Source organism: Streptomyces sp. NBC_00873, from assembly GCF_045207415.1.
In the GTDB taxonomy this organism is placed as follows: Bacteria; Actinomycetota; Actinomycetes; order Streptomycetales; family Streptomycetaceae; genus Streptomyces.
In genome coordinates this window covers 6,275,595-6,290,460 of the sequence record NZ_CP108803.1, presented here as the reverse complement: position 1 = coordinate 6,290,460, position 14,866 = coordinate 6,275,595, and the positions used below count along the sequence as shown (strand labels likewise).

Below are 14,866 nucleotides of genomic sequence, written 5' to 3'. Positions count from 1 at the left end.
GCGGGTTATTGCTGCTGTTGATGTCGGCTCGGGACGGGAACGCTGATCAGGTCCTGGGCGATGGTCAGTTCGCTCTCGAACCCTGCGGCGCGGGCCTGGGTGGCGAAGGCGTCCGGATCTCCGTACCGCTGCGAGAAGTGCGTCAGCACGAGATGTCGTACGCCCGCCTCCCGGGCCACCCGGGCCGCCTGTCCGGCGGTGAGATGACCGTGGTCGACGGCGAGCCGTTCGTCCTCGTCGAGGAAGGTCGACTCGATGACCAGCAGGTCGCACCCTTCGGCAAGCCTGTACACGCCGTCGCAGAGCCTCGTGTCCATGATGAACGCGAAGCGCTGGCCGCGCCTGCGCTCGGAGACCTCGTCGAGGCCGACGCCGCCCAGCGAGCCCTCGCGCTGGATCCGTCCGACGTCCGGCCCGCTGATCCCGTGCTCGGCGAGCCGGTCGGGCAGCATGCGCTGCCGGTCGGGCTCGACGAGGCGGTAGCCGTACGACTCGACGGGGTGGGAGAGCCGGTGGGCGTGCAGGGTGTACGCGGCGGTCTCGGCGAGCACCCCGTCGGCCGTGACCGGGGCCTCGGTCAGCTCGACGGATTCGCGGTAGGCGGTCGCGTACCGCAGCCGCTCGAAGAAGCGCTGCCCGCTCGCCGGGTAATGCGCGCTCACCGGGTGCGGAACCTGGTCGAGATTGATGCGCTGGATCACCCCGGCAAGGCCGAGGGAGTGGTCGCCGTGGAAGTGCGTGACGCAGATCCGGTTGATGTCGTGCGCGGCAACACCGGCGCGCAGCATCTGGCGCTGGGTGCCCTCACCGGGGTCGAAGAGGATGCCCTCGCCGTCCCAGCGCAGCAGATAGCCGTTGTGGTTGCGGTGCCGGGTGGGGACCTGGCTGGCGGTGCCGAGGACGACGAGTTCGCGTACGGACATGGGTGCGGAGGCCTGCGATTCGGGTGTTTCGGCGTTAGACCGACCGGCAATTGGGGGGTGGGTGAAGGAGCGGGGCTGGGGTGCGTGCATCGCAAGGCGGAGGATTGAGCCATGGCGAATGGGGCCTCCCCTGCTCGAGCGAAGCCGAGAGCTCGGGGAACATGGTGATGGACGACAACGCCGCGAGGTGCGTGCCCCAGCCCCGTGACGCCGCCCCCCAATTGCCGATCGGTCCTATCCGGGCGGCCACTGCATTCCGCGGCCGCCCAGGATGTGGGCGTGCGCGTGGAAGACGGTCTGCCCGGCACCGGTGCCGGTGTTGAAGACGACCCGGTAGCCGGTGTCGGTGATCTTCTCGTCGGCGGCGACGTTCGCCGCCTCGAGCAGTATGTCGGCGGCGATCTGCGGCTCGGCGGCGGCGAGGGTGGCGGCGTCGCGGTGGTGGACGCGGGGGATGACGAGGATGTGGGTGGGGGCCTGGGGGTTGATGTCGCGGAAGGCGACGGTCGTCTCGGTCTCGCGGACGATGGTTGCCGGGACGTCTCCCGAGACGATCTTGCAGAACAGGCAGTCGGGCTGCGGTTCTCCCGCCATGGCCGGGCTCCTCGGTCGCGTGGTTGATCCGTACACCGGCATGCTATCGGGCGCGGTCGCCCCGCTACCGAAACCGGGGGCGGAGCCCCGGTCCCGGGAACGGGCGGGTAGGGGATCGAGGGCCTTTCTTCCGGATCGGGCCGGATCCGGAAGAAAGGCCCCGGCCCCCTATCCCGGCAGACCCGGTGCCGACTTCGCCGGGCTCTCCGCGAGCCCCTCCAGCGCGATCCGGATCGCCGCGTCCAGCTGCGGATCCCGCCCCGCCGCATGGTCCTGCGGCGCCATCACGACCTCCACATCCGGGTCCACCCCGTGGTTCTCCACACCCCAGCCGTACCCCTCAAGCCAGAACGCGTACTTGGGCTGCGTGACCAGCGTGCCGTCGACCAGCCGGTACCGGCTGTCGATGCCGACCACGCCGCCCCACGTCCGCGTACCGACCACCGGCCCGATCCCGAGCGCCTTGATCGCCGCGTTCACGATGTCGCCGTCCGAGCCGGAGAACTCGTTCGCCACGGCCACCACCGGACCGCGCGGCGCGTCCCCGGGGTAGCTGTACGGCTGCATGCCGCGCGGCAGGTCCCACCCGACGATGCGGCGGGCCAGCTTCTCCACGACCAGCTGCGACGTGTGACCGCCGCGGTTCTCCCGTACGTCCACCACCAGCCCCTCACGGGCCACTTCGACCCGCAGGTCCCGGTGGAGCTGCGCCCAGCCGGAGCCGACCATGTCGGGGACGTGGAGGTAGCCGAGGCGTCCGCCGGACTGCTCGTGCACGTACGCCCGCCGGTCCGCCACCCACGCGTGGTACCGCAGCGCCTCCTCGTCCGCGGTCGGCACGACGACCACATGACGCAGGTTGCCGCCGTCCGCCGGCGAGACGGTCAGCTCGACCGGCTTGCCCGCCGAGCCGGTGAGCAGCGGCCCTGGCCCGGTCAGGGGGTCGATCTCCTGCCCGTCGACGGCGAGGATCGCGTCCCCGGCGCGGACCGCGACGCCGGGCGCGGCGAGCGGCGAGCGGGCTGCCGGGTCGGACGTCTCGGACGGCAGGATCCGGTCGATACGCCAATGGCCTTCGTCCGTGCGGGAGATGTCGGCCCCGAGCAGCCCCTGCAGGCTCGCGTCGTCGTGCCGGCCGCCCGGCGGCGTCACATACGCGTGCGAGGTGCCGAGTTCCCCCTGCACCTCCCAGAGCAGGTCGACGAGGTCGTCATGGGTGGCGACGCGCGCCAGCACCGGCCGGTAGCGGCCGAGGACGCCGTCCCAGTCGACGCCGCCCATGTCGGGCCGCCAGAAGTTGTCGCGCATGATGCGGCCGGCCTCGTCGTACATCTGGCGCCATTCGGCGGCCGGTTCGACGGTCCGGCGGATCCGGGAGAGGTCGACGGTGATGCTGTTGTCGCTGCCGCCGTCGTGGTCGTCGTCGGAGCCTGCCGGGACACGGCTGTCGGCGGGTACGACGCGCAGCTTGCCCCGGGTGTGCAGGACCAGCCGCTTGCCGTCGCCGCTGACGGCGAACCGGCTGACGTCGGAGGCGAGTTCGTCGCTGTGCAGCTTCTCCAGGTCGTACCGCTCCAGGACGGTCTCCGGTCCCCGGGAGTCCGGCGTCGCCGCTGCCGTACCGAGCACGCCCGTCACCGGGTGCCGCAGCCACAGCAGTCCGTCCTTCGCCGCGCGCAGCGAGGAGTAGCGGGCGGCCTCAACGGGCAGCGGCACGATCCGGTCGGCGAGCCCGTCGAGGTCGATCCGGGTGACGGGCAGCGCGGTGGGGTTGTCCTGGTCGCCGTCGCCGGAGCTCTTCTCCTTCTCGGTCGGGCGGCCGTGGCGCTGCGGCCCGAACGGGGAGGGCGTGGTGGCGGCGAGCGTCAGCAGGTGCGGGCGGCAGGCGCCGACGAAGGCCAGGTCGAAGACGTGCGCGTCGTAGACCGGGTCGAAGGCCCGCTCGGAGAGGAACGCGAGGTGCTTGCCGTCGACGGTGAACGCGGGGGCGTAGTCCCGGAAGCGGAGCGGCGTGGCCTCGGCGACCGACAGATCGGCGAGGTGCGCGAGCTTGAGCTGTCTCAGCGGCGCGGGCCCGGGGTGGGACCAGGCGAGCCATGCCGAGTCCGGCGAGAAGACGAGTCCGGAGGCGTCGCCGTGTTCGCTGCGGTCGACCTCGTGGACCTCGCCGCTCTCCCGGTCGACGATCAGGATCCGGCCGTCGTGCGAGGCGACGGCGAACCGGCTGCCGTCGGCGGCCGCCGCCAGGTCGAGCACCCTGCCGAGCCGGCCGGCGGCCAGTCGGCGCGGTGCGGTGCCCGGAGCGGTTCCGATGGCGGGTACGCACTCCAGGGCGTCGTCGCCCTCCGCGTCGGTGACCCAGACGACGTGCTGATCGCCGTCGGCCTGGAAGGTACGGGGCAGTCTGGCCCGCACCCCGGGTTCGACGGCCAGGGCGCGGGCCGGGCCCTCACGGTGGGTGACCCAGTGGACTGCGCCGCGCGTCCCGACGGCACTGCCGCGGCCGGTACGGTCCGGGGACGCCGAGTCGAGGTGGCTCCCGGCGTGCACCGAGTGCGGCTGGAGGTCGGCGCGCTGGCCGCCGAGGCGGATGTCGAGACGCCGGGGTCCGGCGCCTTCCAGGTCGTCGAGCAGCCACAGCTCACCGGCCGAGGCGTAGCTGACGCGGGTGCCGTCGGTCGTCGCGTGGCGGGCGTAGAAGCCCTCGGCCTCGGTGTGCCGACGCAGGTCGGAGCCGTCGGGGAGCGAGGAGTAGAGCGCGCCGACGCCTTCGTGGTCGGAGAGGAAGGCGAGACGGTCGCCGACCCACATCGGGCATTCGATGTTGCCGTCGAGGCCCTCGTGGATCCGTACGAAGTCCGGGACGCCGTGCGGCCCCTGGCCTTCCCCGGGTGCTTGCGCGAGCCACAACTTGCCTGCCGTGCCGCCCCGGTAGCGCTTCCAGGTGGCGGCCTCGCGCCCCATGGTGGCGGAGAGCAGCAGGACCCGTCCGCCGGGTCCGTACGCGAGGGAGCCGACCGGTCCGTACGGCAGGGTCCGCGCGGGCCCGCCGTCGATCGGGACGGCCCGGGCCCAGCTGCGGCGCAGCGACACCTGCCCCTGGGTGCTGGTGACCAGGACGTCGCCCTCGGGGGTCCAGCCGCGTACGGTGGTCCGCGCGTCGCCCCAGTAGGTCAGCCGCTTCGAAGGGCCTCCGTCGACGGGGGCGAGGTGCACCTCGGGGGCGCCGTCCCGGGTGGATGTCCAGGCGACGTGGGTGCTGTCGGGCGATATGCGTGGCTGGCGGACGGGCCGGTTGTCGGCGCTGACCCGCCAGGCCCGGCCGCCGTCGAGCGGCGCGAGCCAGACATCGTCCTCGGCGGTGAAGGCGATCAATTCGCCCTGGACATGGGGGTACCGGAGATAGGCAGGCTGTGTCACATCGATCACCCTAGGCTGCGGTCGTGCTCCGGGGAACGGGGTTGGCCGGAGTCCGCCGCCCGTCCGCGTGTCGGACGCACTCACTTGCCCTGCGGATATCCGGTCACCGTGACGGTCACCGTGACGGTCGGCCGGGCACGGCCGCCACCGCCGTTTCCACCGCCCGTCGGCGGTGTCACGCGGCTGGTCGAGGGGGCGGCGTCACAGTTGCCGAGCGCATCGGCCCGCAGGACGGTCCTGCCATCGACCTTCCCGGTCAAGTCCCCCCGTACACAAAGCCCGTTGACCTCCCTCGTGACCTTGCCGACGAGCGTGACGTCCTTGCCGCCCGCGGTCCGGCCGCGGCAGTCGACGTGCGCCACCTGCCGCACGGACGCGGAGGGCGAGGTCGAGGACGGCGTCGTACCGCCGCCCTCGACCTCGGCCGTGCAGTTCAACCACTGCACATCGACCCCTTTGCGCTCCAGCGCCCCGGTGCCGGTCCGGTCGGTGGTCAGGGCGACGGACGCGGAGTTCAGCCCGTCGATCGGCTCACAGGCGACGGCCCCCGCAACCGCCGTACCGACGAGGCACAGTACGGCCGGAATTCGATGGGTCCGGCCGCGACCCCATGGACTCAATGCCCTCAATGTCCCCATACGTGGCAGGGTCCCACCACTCCCCCGCGGTGCGGTAGACCGCTTGCAGCCACACCGGACATCCTGTATACGGCGGTTACGCCCAGCGGCCGGTGCGCCCCAGCAGCAGTGCCGTCGCCGCGGTGCCCGCCGTCGAGGTGCGCAGGACGCTCCTGCCGAGCCGGCAGGTCCGGGCGCCCGCCTCGGCGAAGGCCGCCAGTTCCTCGGGCGACACACCGCCCTCGGGGCCCACGACCAGGACGATCTCGCCCCCTGCGGGCAGTCCGACGGTGGCCAGCGGCTCGCTGCCGTACCCCCGGTCCTCGTGCAGGACGGCTGCGAAGTCGGCTGTGGCCAGAAGTGCGGCAACCTGTTTGGTCGTCAGTGCGTCCGCCACCTCCGGGAATCGCACCCGGCGCGACTGCTTGCCCGCCTCGCGGGCCGTGTTCCGCCACTTCGCGAGGGCCTTGAGACCGCGGTCGCCCTTCCACTGGGTGATGCAGCGCGAAGCCTGCCACGGCACGATCGCGTCGACGCCCGTCTCCGTCATCGTCTCGACGGCGACCTCGCCTCGGTCGCCCTTGGGGAGTGCCTGGACCACGGTGATGCGGGGTGTGGGCCGGGGCTCCTCGTGAACCGTGCAGAGGTCCGTCACCACCAGCCGGTCCTTGCCCTCGGCGGCCCGCACGACCCCTTCCGTCCACCGGCCGTGCCCGTCCGTCAGGACGACGTCCTCACCGGCCTGCAGCCGCTTGACCGAAACGGCGTGCCGCCCCTCGGGACCGTCCAGGACGAACTCGGGCCCGGCGGGGACCTGTTCGACGACGAAGACCGGTGCGGTCACTGCGTGCTCCTTGTGCTCAGTGCCGTGCGTGCGGCGTCCAGCTCTTCGGCGAGCAGCTCGACCAGCCGGCCGGCCGGCAGCTCGCGTGCCATGCGGTGGCCCTGGCCCGCCCACAGGGCCATGCCCTGCGCGTCCCCGGCCTTGGCCGCGGCCTTGCGCAGCCCGCTGGTGACATGGTGCACCTGCGGGTAGGCGGCGGGGGCGTACGGTCCGTGCTCGCGCACGAAGCGGTTGACGAGGCCGCGGGCGGGGCGCCCGGAGAACGCCCGGGTCAGGGCCGTCCGTACGAACAGCGGGTTGGTCAGCGCCTGCTTGTGCAGCAGATGGGCGCCGGACTCGGGGCAGACCAGGAACGCCGTGCCGAGCTGCGCCGCCTCCGCGCCCGCCGCGACGACCGCCGCGATCTGGGAGCCGCGCATGATGCCGCCGGACGCGATGAGCGGCAGCTGGACGGTCTCACGGACCTGGGCCACCAGGGAGAGCAGCCCGATGCCGGTGTCGTCGGTCTGCGGGTCGTCGCGGTGGGTGGACCGATGGCCGCCCGCCTCGGCGCCCTGGACACAGATCGCGTCTGCGCCCGCCGACTCGGCGGCCTGGGCCTCCTCGGGCGAGGTGACCGTCACGACGGTGTACGAACCGACTCCGGCGAGCGCGTCGAGGGCGTCGCGGGTGGGGCAGCCGAACGTGAAGGAGACCACCGGAACGGGGTCTTCCAGGAGAATCGCGAGCTTGGCCTCGTAGCCGTCGTCACCGCTGGAGTCCGGGTCGCCGAGCGGGGTCTCGTACCAGGCGGCCTCACCGGCGAGCTGGTGCCGGTACACCTCGACGGCGCTCGGGTCGGCGAGGTTCGGCTGCGGCATGAAGAGGTTGACGCCGAACGGCTGACCGGTCATTCTGCGCAGCTGTTTGATCTCGTTGTACATGCCGTCCACCGTCTTGTACCCGGCGGCCAGAAAGCCGAGCCCACCGGCTTCGGCAACGGCCGACACGAGCTGTGGACGGGACACACCGCCCGCCATCGGGGCCTGGACGACCGGATACCGGCAGAGATCGGTCAACGCGGATGACATGACCGCATCGTGTCACGTCCGGTGCACCCTGCCGAATCAGCCACGGCATGGCCGGAGCGGTATACGCGGAACGCGGCAGCGCCCGCCGGTCCGGGGACGGGCGGGCGCTGCGGCGCAAGGGAACATCGGGGTGTGAACGGTCCTCAGCGGCCGTTGAACGCATCCTTCAGGCGGGAGAAGAGTCCCTGTTGCCCTGGCTGGAACTGACCGGTGGGCCGCTCCTCGCCACGCAGCTTCGCCAGCTCCCGCAGCAGTCGCTCCTGCTCCGGGTCCAGCTTCGACGGGGTCGTCACCTCGACGTGCACGATCAGGTCGCCGCGCCCGCCGCCCCGCAGATGCGTGATGCCGCGGCCGTGCAGCGGGACCGACTGGCCGGACTGGGTGCCCGGCCGGATGTCGACCTCCTCCAGGCCGTCGAGCGTCTCCAGCGGCACCTTCGTGCCGAGCGCGCCCGCCGTCATGGGGATGGTGACCGTGCAGTGCAGATCGTCGCCGCGCCGCTGGAACACCTGGTGCGGCAGCTCATGGATCTCGACGTACAGGTCGCCGGCCGGGCCGCCGCCGGGGCCGACCTCGCCCTCGCCCGCGAGCTGGATGCGGGTGCCGTTGTCGACACCGGCGGGGATCTTCACGGTGAGCGTGCGCCGCGAACGGATGCGGCCGTCACCGGCGCACTCCGGGCACGGGGTCGGCACGACCGTACCGAAGCCCTGGCACTGCGGGCAGGGCCGTGAGGTCATGACCTGGCCGAGGAACGACCGGGTGACCTGGGAGACCTCGCCGCGGCCGCGGCACATGTCACAGGTCTGGGCGGAGGTGCCGGGCGCAGCGCCCTCGCCGTTGCAGGTCGTACAGACGACGGCCGTGTCGACCTGGATGTCCTTGGTGGTGCCGAACGCCGCCTCGGCGAGATCGATCTCCAGCCGGATCATCGCGTCCTGGCCGCGCCGGGTGCGCGACCGCGGTCCGCGCTGCGACGCCGTGCCGAAGAACGCGTCCATGATGTCGGAGAAGTTGCCGAAGCCACCCTGTCCGAATCCACCCGCGCCACCGCCGCCGGAGGCGGACAGCGGGTCGCCGCCTAGGTCGTAGACCTGCTTCTTCTGCGGGTCCGACAACACCTCGTAGGCGGCGTTGATCTCCTTGAACCGCTCCTGGGTCTTCGGATCGGGGTTGACGTCCGGATGCAGCTCGCGTGCGAGCCGCCGGAAGGCCTTCTTGATCTCGTCCTGAGATGCGTCGCGGCGCACGCCGAGAACGGCGTAGTAGTCCGTGGCCACTTACGACTCCGCCAGGATCTGTCCGACGTAACGTGCCACTGCGCGTACCGCTCCCATCGTTCCGGGGTAGTCCATGCGGGTCGGTCCGACCACGCCGAGTTTGGCGACTGCCTCGTCGCCCGAACCGTAGCCGACCGCGACGACGGACGTGGAGTTGAGCCCCTCGTGGGCGTTCTCGTGCCCGATACGTACGGTCATGCCCGAGTCCTTGGCCTCGCCGAGCAGCTTCAGCAGCACGACCTGCTCCTCCAGTGCCTCCAGCACCGGCCGGATCATCAGAGGGAAGTCGTGCCCGAAGCGGGTGAGGTTGGAGGTGCCGCCGATCATCAGCCGCTCCTCCGTCTCCTCGACGAGGGTTTCGAGCAGGGTGGAGAGCACGGTGGACACGGTTCCCCGGTCCTCGCCCTCGAAGGATTCCGGCAGGTCCTGCACCAGCTGCGGGACGTCCGAGAACCGGCGTCCCACGACCCGGCTGTTGAGCCGGGCCCGCAGATCGGCGAGAGATGTCTCACCGAACGGCGCGGGACAGTCGATCATGCGCTGTTCGACCCGGCCGGTGTCCGTGATCAGCACGAGCATCAGCCGGGCGGGTGCCAGCGACAGCAGTTCCACATGCCGCACCGTGGACCGGGTCAGCGAGGGGTACTGCACGACGGCGACCTGCCGGGTCAACTGCGCGAGCAACCGTACGGTGCGGCCCACGACGTCGTCGAGGTCGACCGCGCCGTCGAGGAAGTTCTGGATGGCCCTGCGCTCCGGCGACGACAGGGGCTTGACCCCTGCGAGCTTGTCGACGAAGAGCCGGTAGCCCTTGTCCGTCGGGATGCGACCCGCGCTGGTGTGGGGCTGGGCGATGAAACCCTCGTCCTCCAGCACAGCCATGTCGTTGCGGACGGTGGCCGGGGAGACCCCCAGCTTGTGCCGCTCGGTGAGCGCCTTGGAGCCGACGGGCTCCTCGGTGCCGACATAGTCCTGGACGATGGCGCGCAGCACTTCGAGTCTGCGTTCGCTGAGCATGGCGCACACCTCCAGCTGTGTTTCCTCGGTGGTTCTGGTCGATCTCCGGTGATTCCTGGCACTCGATGCGTACGAGTGCCAGCGATCCCCCGCCAGTGTACGGCGGCCGGGTGGGGCCCTAGCAAGGGCGACCGGCCACGCTACCCCGAGACTGTGCAGGTCGTTTGCCGATAGCGTCTCCGCATGGACGCGTCTTGGGAAGAGTTCGGCTGGGAGCGACTGGGCAACGGTGTGGGCCGTCGGAGGCTCCCCGGGTGGGATGCCACGGTGGCACTGGTCGTCGGAGCGGAGGCGGCCCTGCTCTTCGACACGGGATCGACGCTGCGCGAAGGGGTGGAGATACGGACCCAGGTGCAGGCCATGACCGGCCGGAGGGTGACGCATATCGCACTCAGTCACCCTCATTTCGACCATGTGCTCGGCACCGCGGCATTCGCCGGGGCGGAGGTGTACGGCGCGATCGGTACGGCCGCTCTGCTCACCGGCAGCGCGGACGAGCTGTACGCCGACGCGGTACGCCACGGGGTGTCCGAGGAGGACGCGGCGCAGGCGGCGGACGTCCTGGTGGCGCCGCACCACCAGGTGTGCGGCGAATGGACGCTCGACCTGGGTGGCGGCCGTCAGGTGCTGCTGGCGAACGTGGGCCCCGCCCACAGCGGCCACGACCTCGTCGCTCTCGTGCCCGACTCCCCGGCCGTGGTCCTCTGCGGCGACCTGGTCGAGGAATCGGGCGAACCGCAGGCGGGCCCGGACGCGATCCCGTCGCGCTGGCCGGCCGCGCTGGACCGGCTGCTGGCGCTGGGCGGCGAGGACGCGGTGTATGTACCGGGGCACGGGGCCGTCGTGAACGCGGCGTTCGTACGGGCACAACGTGACCGGCTGTCCGCCGCCTTCGGCGTGTCGTGACCGGTTCCCGTCCTATCGTCGTCCGATGCGCAGCTACCACCCGGACCTGACCCCGCCCTGGAAGAAGTCCGCTCCCGTCCCCGAGGTCCCCGCCGAGCCCGATCTGGTCGTGGAGGAGGTCTCCACCGGCTTCTGCGGTGCGGTGATCCGCTGCGAGAAGACGGCGCAGGGCCCGACGGTGACCCTGGAGGACCGATTCGGCAAGCACCGGGTGTTCCCGATGGAACCGCGCGGCTTCCTGCTGGAGGGCCGCGTCATCACTCTCGTACGCCCCTCGGCGGCCGGCCCGGCCCGCCCCGCCCGCACGGCCTCCGGTTCTGTGGCGGTCCCCGGGGCGCGGGCCCGGGTGGCGCGGGCGGGCCGGATCTACGTGGAGGGCCGGCACGACGCGGAGTTGGTCGAACGGGTCTGGGGCGACGACCTGCGCATCGAGGGCGTGGTGGTGGAGTACCTGGAAGGCATCGACGACCTCCCGTCCATCGTCCGCTCGTTCGCCCCCGGCCCGGATGCGCGACTGGGCGTCCTGGTCGACCACCTGGTCCCCGGCTCCAAGGAGTCGAGAATCGCGGCCGATGTCACCGATGCGAACGTGCTGGTGGTGGGCCACCCGTACATCGACATCTGGGAGGCGGTGAAGCCGGCGTCGGTGGGCATCGGCTCCTGGCCGGTGGTGCCCCGCGGCCTGGACTGGAAGACGGGCGTGTGCCGGTCACTGGGCTGGCCGGAGAACACGGGCGCGGCGTGGCAGCGCATCCTGTCGACGGTCCGCTCGTACAAGGATCTGGAGCCGGCACTGCTGGGCTCGGTTGAACACCTGATCGACTTCGTGACGGCGCCGGCCTAGTGCCCCTCCCGGCAAACTCTGCCCCGTCGCACCGCCCGGCACACCCGCTTCCCGATCGAAGGCAGCCCGACAGCCTCTCAGTCCACCAGGTCCCTGACCACCGCATCCGCGAGCAACCGACCCCGCAGAGTCAGCACCGCCCGTCCCTCCGCATAAGGCGCCGCCTCCAGCAGCCCGTCCTCCACCGCGCGCCCCGCCGCTGCCAGTCCGGCGGGCGCCAGCAGCGACAGCGGACACCCGTCGACCAGCCGCAGCTCCAGCAGAATCCGCTCGACCCGCCGGTCCTCCGCCGACAGGATCTCCCGTCCCGCGCCCGGTGACCGCCCCTCCGCGAGCGCCTGCGCGTACGCGCCGGGATGCTTCACGTTCCACCAGCGCACCCCGCCCACATGGCTGTGCGCCCCCGGCCCGGCCCCCCACCAGTCGGCGCCCCGCCAGTACAGCTCGTTGTGCAGGCACCGCCCGTCCACCGTCCGGGCCCAGTTCGACACCTCGTACCAGGAGAAGCCCGCCGCGGCCATGGCCTCGTCGGCGATCAGATACCGGTCGGCGTGTACGTCGTCGTCCGTCATCGGAACCTCGCCGCGCCGGATCCGCCGCGCCAGCTGCGTGCCCTCCTCGACGATCAGCGCGTACGCGGACACATGGTCCGGCCCCGCGCCGATCGCCGCGTCCAGCGAGGCCCGCCAGTCGTCGTCGGACTCCCCGGGCGTGCCGTAGATCAGGTCGAGATTGACGTGCTCGAAGCCCGCCTCCCGGGCCTCGGCGACACACGCCTCGGGCCGCCCCGGCGTATGCGTACGGTCGAGGATCTTCAGCACGTGCTGCCGGGCACTCTGCATCCCGAACGAGATCCGGTTGAAGCCGCCTTCCCGCAGCTCCGCCAGATACGCCGGGTCGACCGACTCCGGATTGGCCTCGGTGGTGATCTCGGCGTCGTCGGCGAGCCCGAACTCGTCACGGATCGCCGCCAGCATCCGTACGAGATCCCCGGCGGCCAGCAGCGTGGGCGTACCGCCGCCGACGAACACCGTACGGACCGGTCGCGGGTCGTCGCCGAGCACCTTGCGGGCCTGGCGGACCTCGCCGGTCAGATGGGTGGCGTAGTTGTCACGGGAGGCCAGCGCGCCGCCCGACCCCCGCAGCTCGGTCGCCGTGTACGTGTTGAAGTCGCAGTACCCGCAGCGCGTGGCGCAGTACGGCACATGCAGGTAGAAGCCGAGCGGCCGGTCGGCGGCGCCTTCCAGGGCATGGCGGGGCAGCGCCCCGTTGTCGGGCACGGGCTCACCATCGGGCAGTACGGAAGGCATACCGTCCATTGTCACTCCTCGCCGGTCGTGCCCCGCCCGCGCTCACCGGGCCTGCAGAACCACCAGCGCCAGATCGTCGTCCGGGGGGCGCTCGGCGAACTCGTGCACGGCGCGTTTGATCCGGTCCGCGATCCCCTCCGCGGTCAGCCCGGTGCACCCGGCCAGCGCCCGGGCGAGCCCGTCCCCGTCGTCGAACATCGCCGGCCCGGAGCGCCGCTCCGTGACCCCGTCCGTGACGCAGAGCAGGCTGTCCCCCGGCACCAGGTCGAAGGTCTGGCTCTCGTACGCGACGTCCTCGACGACCCCGAGCAGTACCTGCGGCTCGGCGGCGGCCCGCACGGTGCCGTCGGGCCGCAGCAGCAGCGGCAGCGGATGGCCCGCGCTGGCGAGGGTGCAGCGCACTCCGCCACCGGGCAGCGGCACCATCTCCCCGTACAGCAGGGAGAGGAACCGGGGCTGCCCGCCGTCCGGCAACTGCGGACCGTCCTCGCGCAGATGCTGGCCGCCGTCCGCCAGGTGCTGCCCGCCCGCAGCCGCGACCATGAGCGCGGCGGCCTCGGCGGTCTCCATCGCGTCGTCGAGAAGCAGCCGGTTGAGCCGGTCCAGCACCTCGCCGACGCGGAACCCCTCCCGGGCCAGCAGCCGCAGCCAGGGCCGGGCGAGACCGGTGACGACGGCGGCCTCGGGTCCGCTGCCCTGCACATCGCCGAGGATGAAGCACCAGCGGTCGCCGGGGCACGGGAAAATGTCGTAGAAGTCACCTCCGACGACACCGTCGTCGGAGGGCTCGTACACCAGCGAGCTGGTGACGCCGGGTATCTCCGCGACCTTGCTGGGCAGCAGACCGCGCTGCAGGACGCGGCTGATGGTGGCCTGCCGGGTGTACGCGCGAGCGGCGCCGACGGCGAGGCCGACGCGGCGCACGAAGTCCTCGACCAGGGCGGTCACCCCGTCGGGAACGCGCGCGATGCCTTCCCGCCCGAGGAGAACGGCGCCGAGCGTACGGCCGCCCGCGGCGATCCGGTAGGCCATCGCCGCCCCCTCGCGGCTGCCCGCACCACCGGAGACCTCGCAGGCCCCCTTGTCGGCCGCGTCCTCGTCCGCCCCGGGCCACGGCATGGAGACGGGTCCGGTGCCCACGCGCTCCGGCAGCCGGATCGGCTCGCGCTCCAACGCCGCACGCAGTCGCCCCGTCTCGGCTTCGTCGCGGTGCCAGACGCTGGCGAGCCGGGGGACTGCCGCGGGTCCGCCGTTCTCCGGCTCCAGCCAGATAGCGCACCAGTCGGCGAGCCGGGGCACCAGGAGCTGTCCGGCGAGCGCCGCCACGATGTCCTCGTCGAGCTGGCCGGTGAGCAGATCGGAGGCTTCGGCGAGGAAGGAGAGGGCGCCGCGGCCCACCCAGTCCGCATCGTCGCGCAGGGCGCGCCGGGCAGTGGGGGCGAGCAATTCGGCGGTGCGGAGCCCGCTGCGGAGATCGGGCTCGGCGGTCCGGCCGGACTGCGCGGTCCAGTCGTCGACGGGCAGCCGGGCCCAGACGGTCTTGAGGCCGGTGCGGTACGTGATGCCCCAGCGCTCGGCGAGAGCGGCGACGACTTGGAGCCCCCGACCGCACTCGGCCGGGCCGTCCTGCTCCGCCGCGGGTAACGAGCCGGGGCGTTCACTGCGCAGCGGACGGGCGGGGTGGTGGTCGGCGACCTCGAGGACCAGCGCGGCGGACTCCTCGTCGGTTGCCTCCTCCAGCCGGAAGAGCAGTTCGACGGTGGTCCCGGCGTGCACAACGGCGTTGGTGACGAGCTCGCTGACCACGATCACCGCATCGTCGCCCAGCCGCTCGCTGAAGCCGACGGCCGCGGGCAGGTTGAGTCCGGTCCACTCGGCCAGCGCGGCCCGGACGAACCGGCGGGCGGCGGCCGGTGCGAGCGGGTTGCCGGGCAGGCTCGTCCGGGCGATCGGGTGCGGGTCCACCTGTCCGAGGTGGGTACCGGGACGCTGAACGGTGTCCCGCTGCACGGGAATGGGCCCCATGGCGCAGCTCCTGACC

General features: G+C 72.2%; 12 protein-coding genes. 2 read left to right on the top strand and 10 right to left on the bottom strand.

The window, feature by feature from the left end; all coding sequences use genetic code 11:
* Positions 1-5 precede the first annotated feature (5 nt).
* The 8 genes from OH809_RS28965 to hrcA form a co-directional block, all read right to left on the bottom strand.
* Positions 6-923, bottom strand: a complete 918-nt coding sequence (locus tag OH809_RS28965; RefSeq protein ID WP_406515833.1) for a ribonuclease Z — start codon at positions 921-923, stop codon at positions 6-8.
* A gap of 234 nt (positions 924-1,157) precedes the next feature.
* On the bottom strand, positions 1,158-1,517 hold the full coding sequence (locus OH809_RS28960; RefSeq protein WP_406419289.1) for a histidine triad nucleotide-binding protein: 360 nt from the start codon (positions 1,515-1,517) through the stop codon (positions 1,158-1,160).
* 168 nt (positions 1,518-1,685) lie between these two features.
* Positions 1,686-4,937, bottom strand: a complete 3,252-nt coding sequence (locus OH809_RS28955) for a S41 family peptidase (RefSeq protein ID WP_406515832.1) — start codon at positions 4,935-4,937, stop codon at positions 1,686-1,688.
* 80 nt (positions 4,938-5,017) lie between these two features.
* On the bottom strand, positions 5,018-5,557 hold the full coding sequence (locus OH809_RS28950; RefSeq protein ID WP_406419292.1) for a hypothetical protein: 540 nt from the start codon (positions 5,555-5,557) through the stop codon (positions 5,018-5,020).
* A gap of 94 nt (positions 5,558-5,651) precedes the next feature.
* The gene (locus tag OH809_RS28945) at positions 5,652-6,398 is read right to left on the bottom strand and encodes a 16S rRNA (uracil(1498)-N(3))-methyltransferase (RefSeq protein ID WP_406515831.1); all 747 of its coding nucleotides are present in this window, start codon (positions 6,396-6,398) and stop codon (positions 5,652-5,654) included.
* On the bottom strand, positions 6,395-7,468 hold the full coding sequence (locus OH809_RS28940) for a nitronate monooxygenase (RefSeq protein ID WP_406515830.1): 1,074 nt from the start codon (positions 7,466-7,468) through the stop codon (positions 6,395-6,397). The genes OH809_RS28945 and OH809_RS28940 overlap by 4 nt, the downstream gene beginning before the upstream one ends.
* A 143-nt stretch (positions 7,469-7,611) precedes the next feature.
* Positions 7,612-8,748 (bottom strand): molecular chaperone DnaJ, encoded by a 1,137-nt coding sequence (dnaJ, locus tag OH809_RS28935; protein ID WP_406419297.1) that lies wholly within the window; start codon positions 8,746-8,748, stop codon positions 7,612-7,614.
* Positions 8,749-9,765, bottom strand: coding sequence for a heat-inducible transcriptional repressor HrcA (gene hrcA / locus OH809_RS28930; protein WP_393299132.1), 1,017 nt, complete (start codon positions 9,763-9,765; stop codon positions 8,749-8,751).
* Positions 9,766-9,948: 183 nt separating this feature from the next.
* On the opposite strand from hrcA, the gene OH809_RS28925 reads away from it, so the two are divergent.
* Positions 9,949-10,671, top strand: coding sequence for an MBL fold metallo-hydrolase (locus OH809_RS28925; RefSeq protein WP_406515829.1), 723 nt, complete (start codon positions 9,949-9,951; stop codon positions 10,669-10,671).
* A 25-nt stretch (positions 10,672-10,696) separates the two neighbouring features.
* Complete coding sequence (locus tag OH809_RS28920; protein ID WP_406515828.1) at positions 10,697-11,515, top strand: DUF3097 domain-containing protein; 819 nt, start codon at positions 10,697-10,699, stop codon at positions 11,513-11,515.
* A 77-nt stretch (positions 11,516-11,592) separates the two neighbouring features.
* On the opposite strand, the gene hemW is transcribed toward OH809_RS28920, so the two are convergent.
* Both hemW and OH809_RS28910 read right to left on the bottom strand, forming a co-directional pair.
* On the bottom strand, positions 11,593-12,825 hold the full coding sequence (gene hemW, locus OH809_RS28915) for a radical SAM family heme chaperone HemW (RefSeq protein WP_406516292.1): 1,233 nt from the start codon (positions 12,823-12,825) through the stop codon (positions 11,593-11,595).
* 42 nt (positions 12,826-12,867) lie between these two features.
* Positions 12,868-14,850 (bottom strand): SpoIIE family protein phosphatase, encoded by a 1,983-nt coding sequence (locus tag OH809_RS28910; RefSeq protein ID WP_406419303.1) that lies wholly within the window; start codon positions 14,848-14,850, stop codon positions 12,868-12,870.
* Positions 14,851-14,866: the final 16 nt, after the last annotated feature.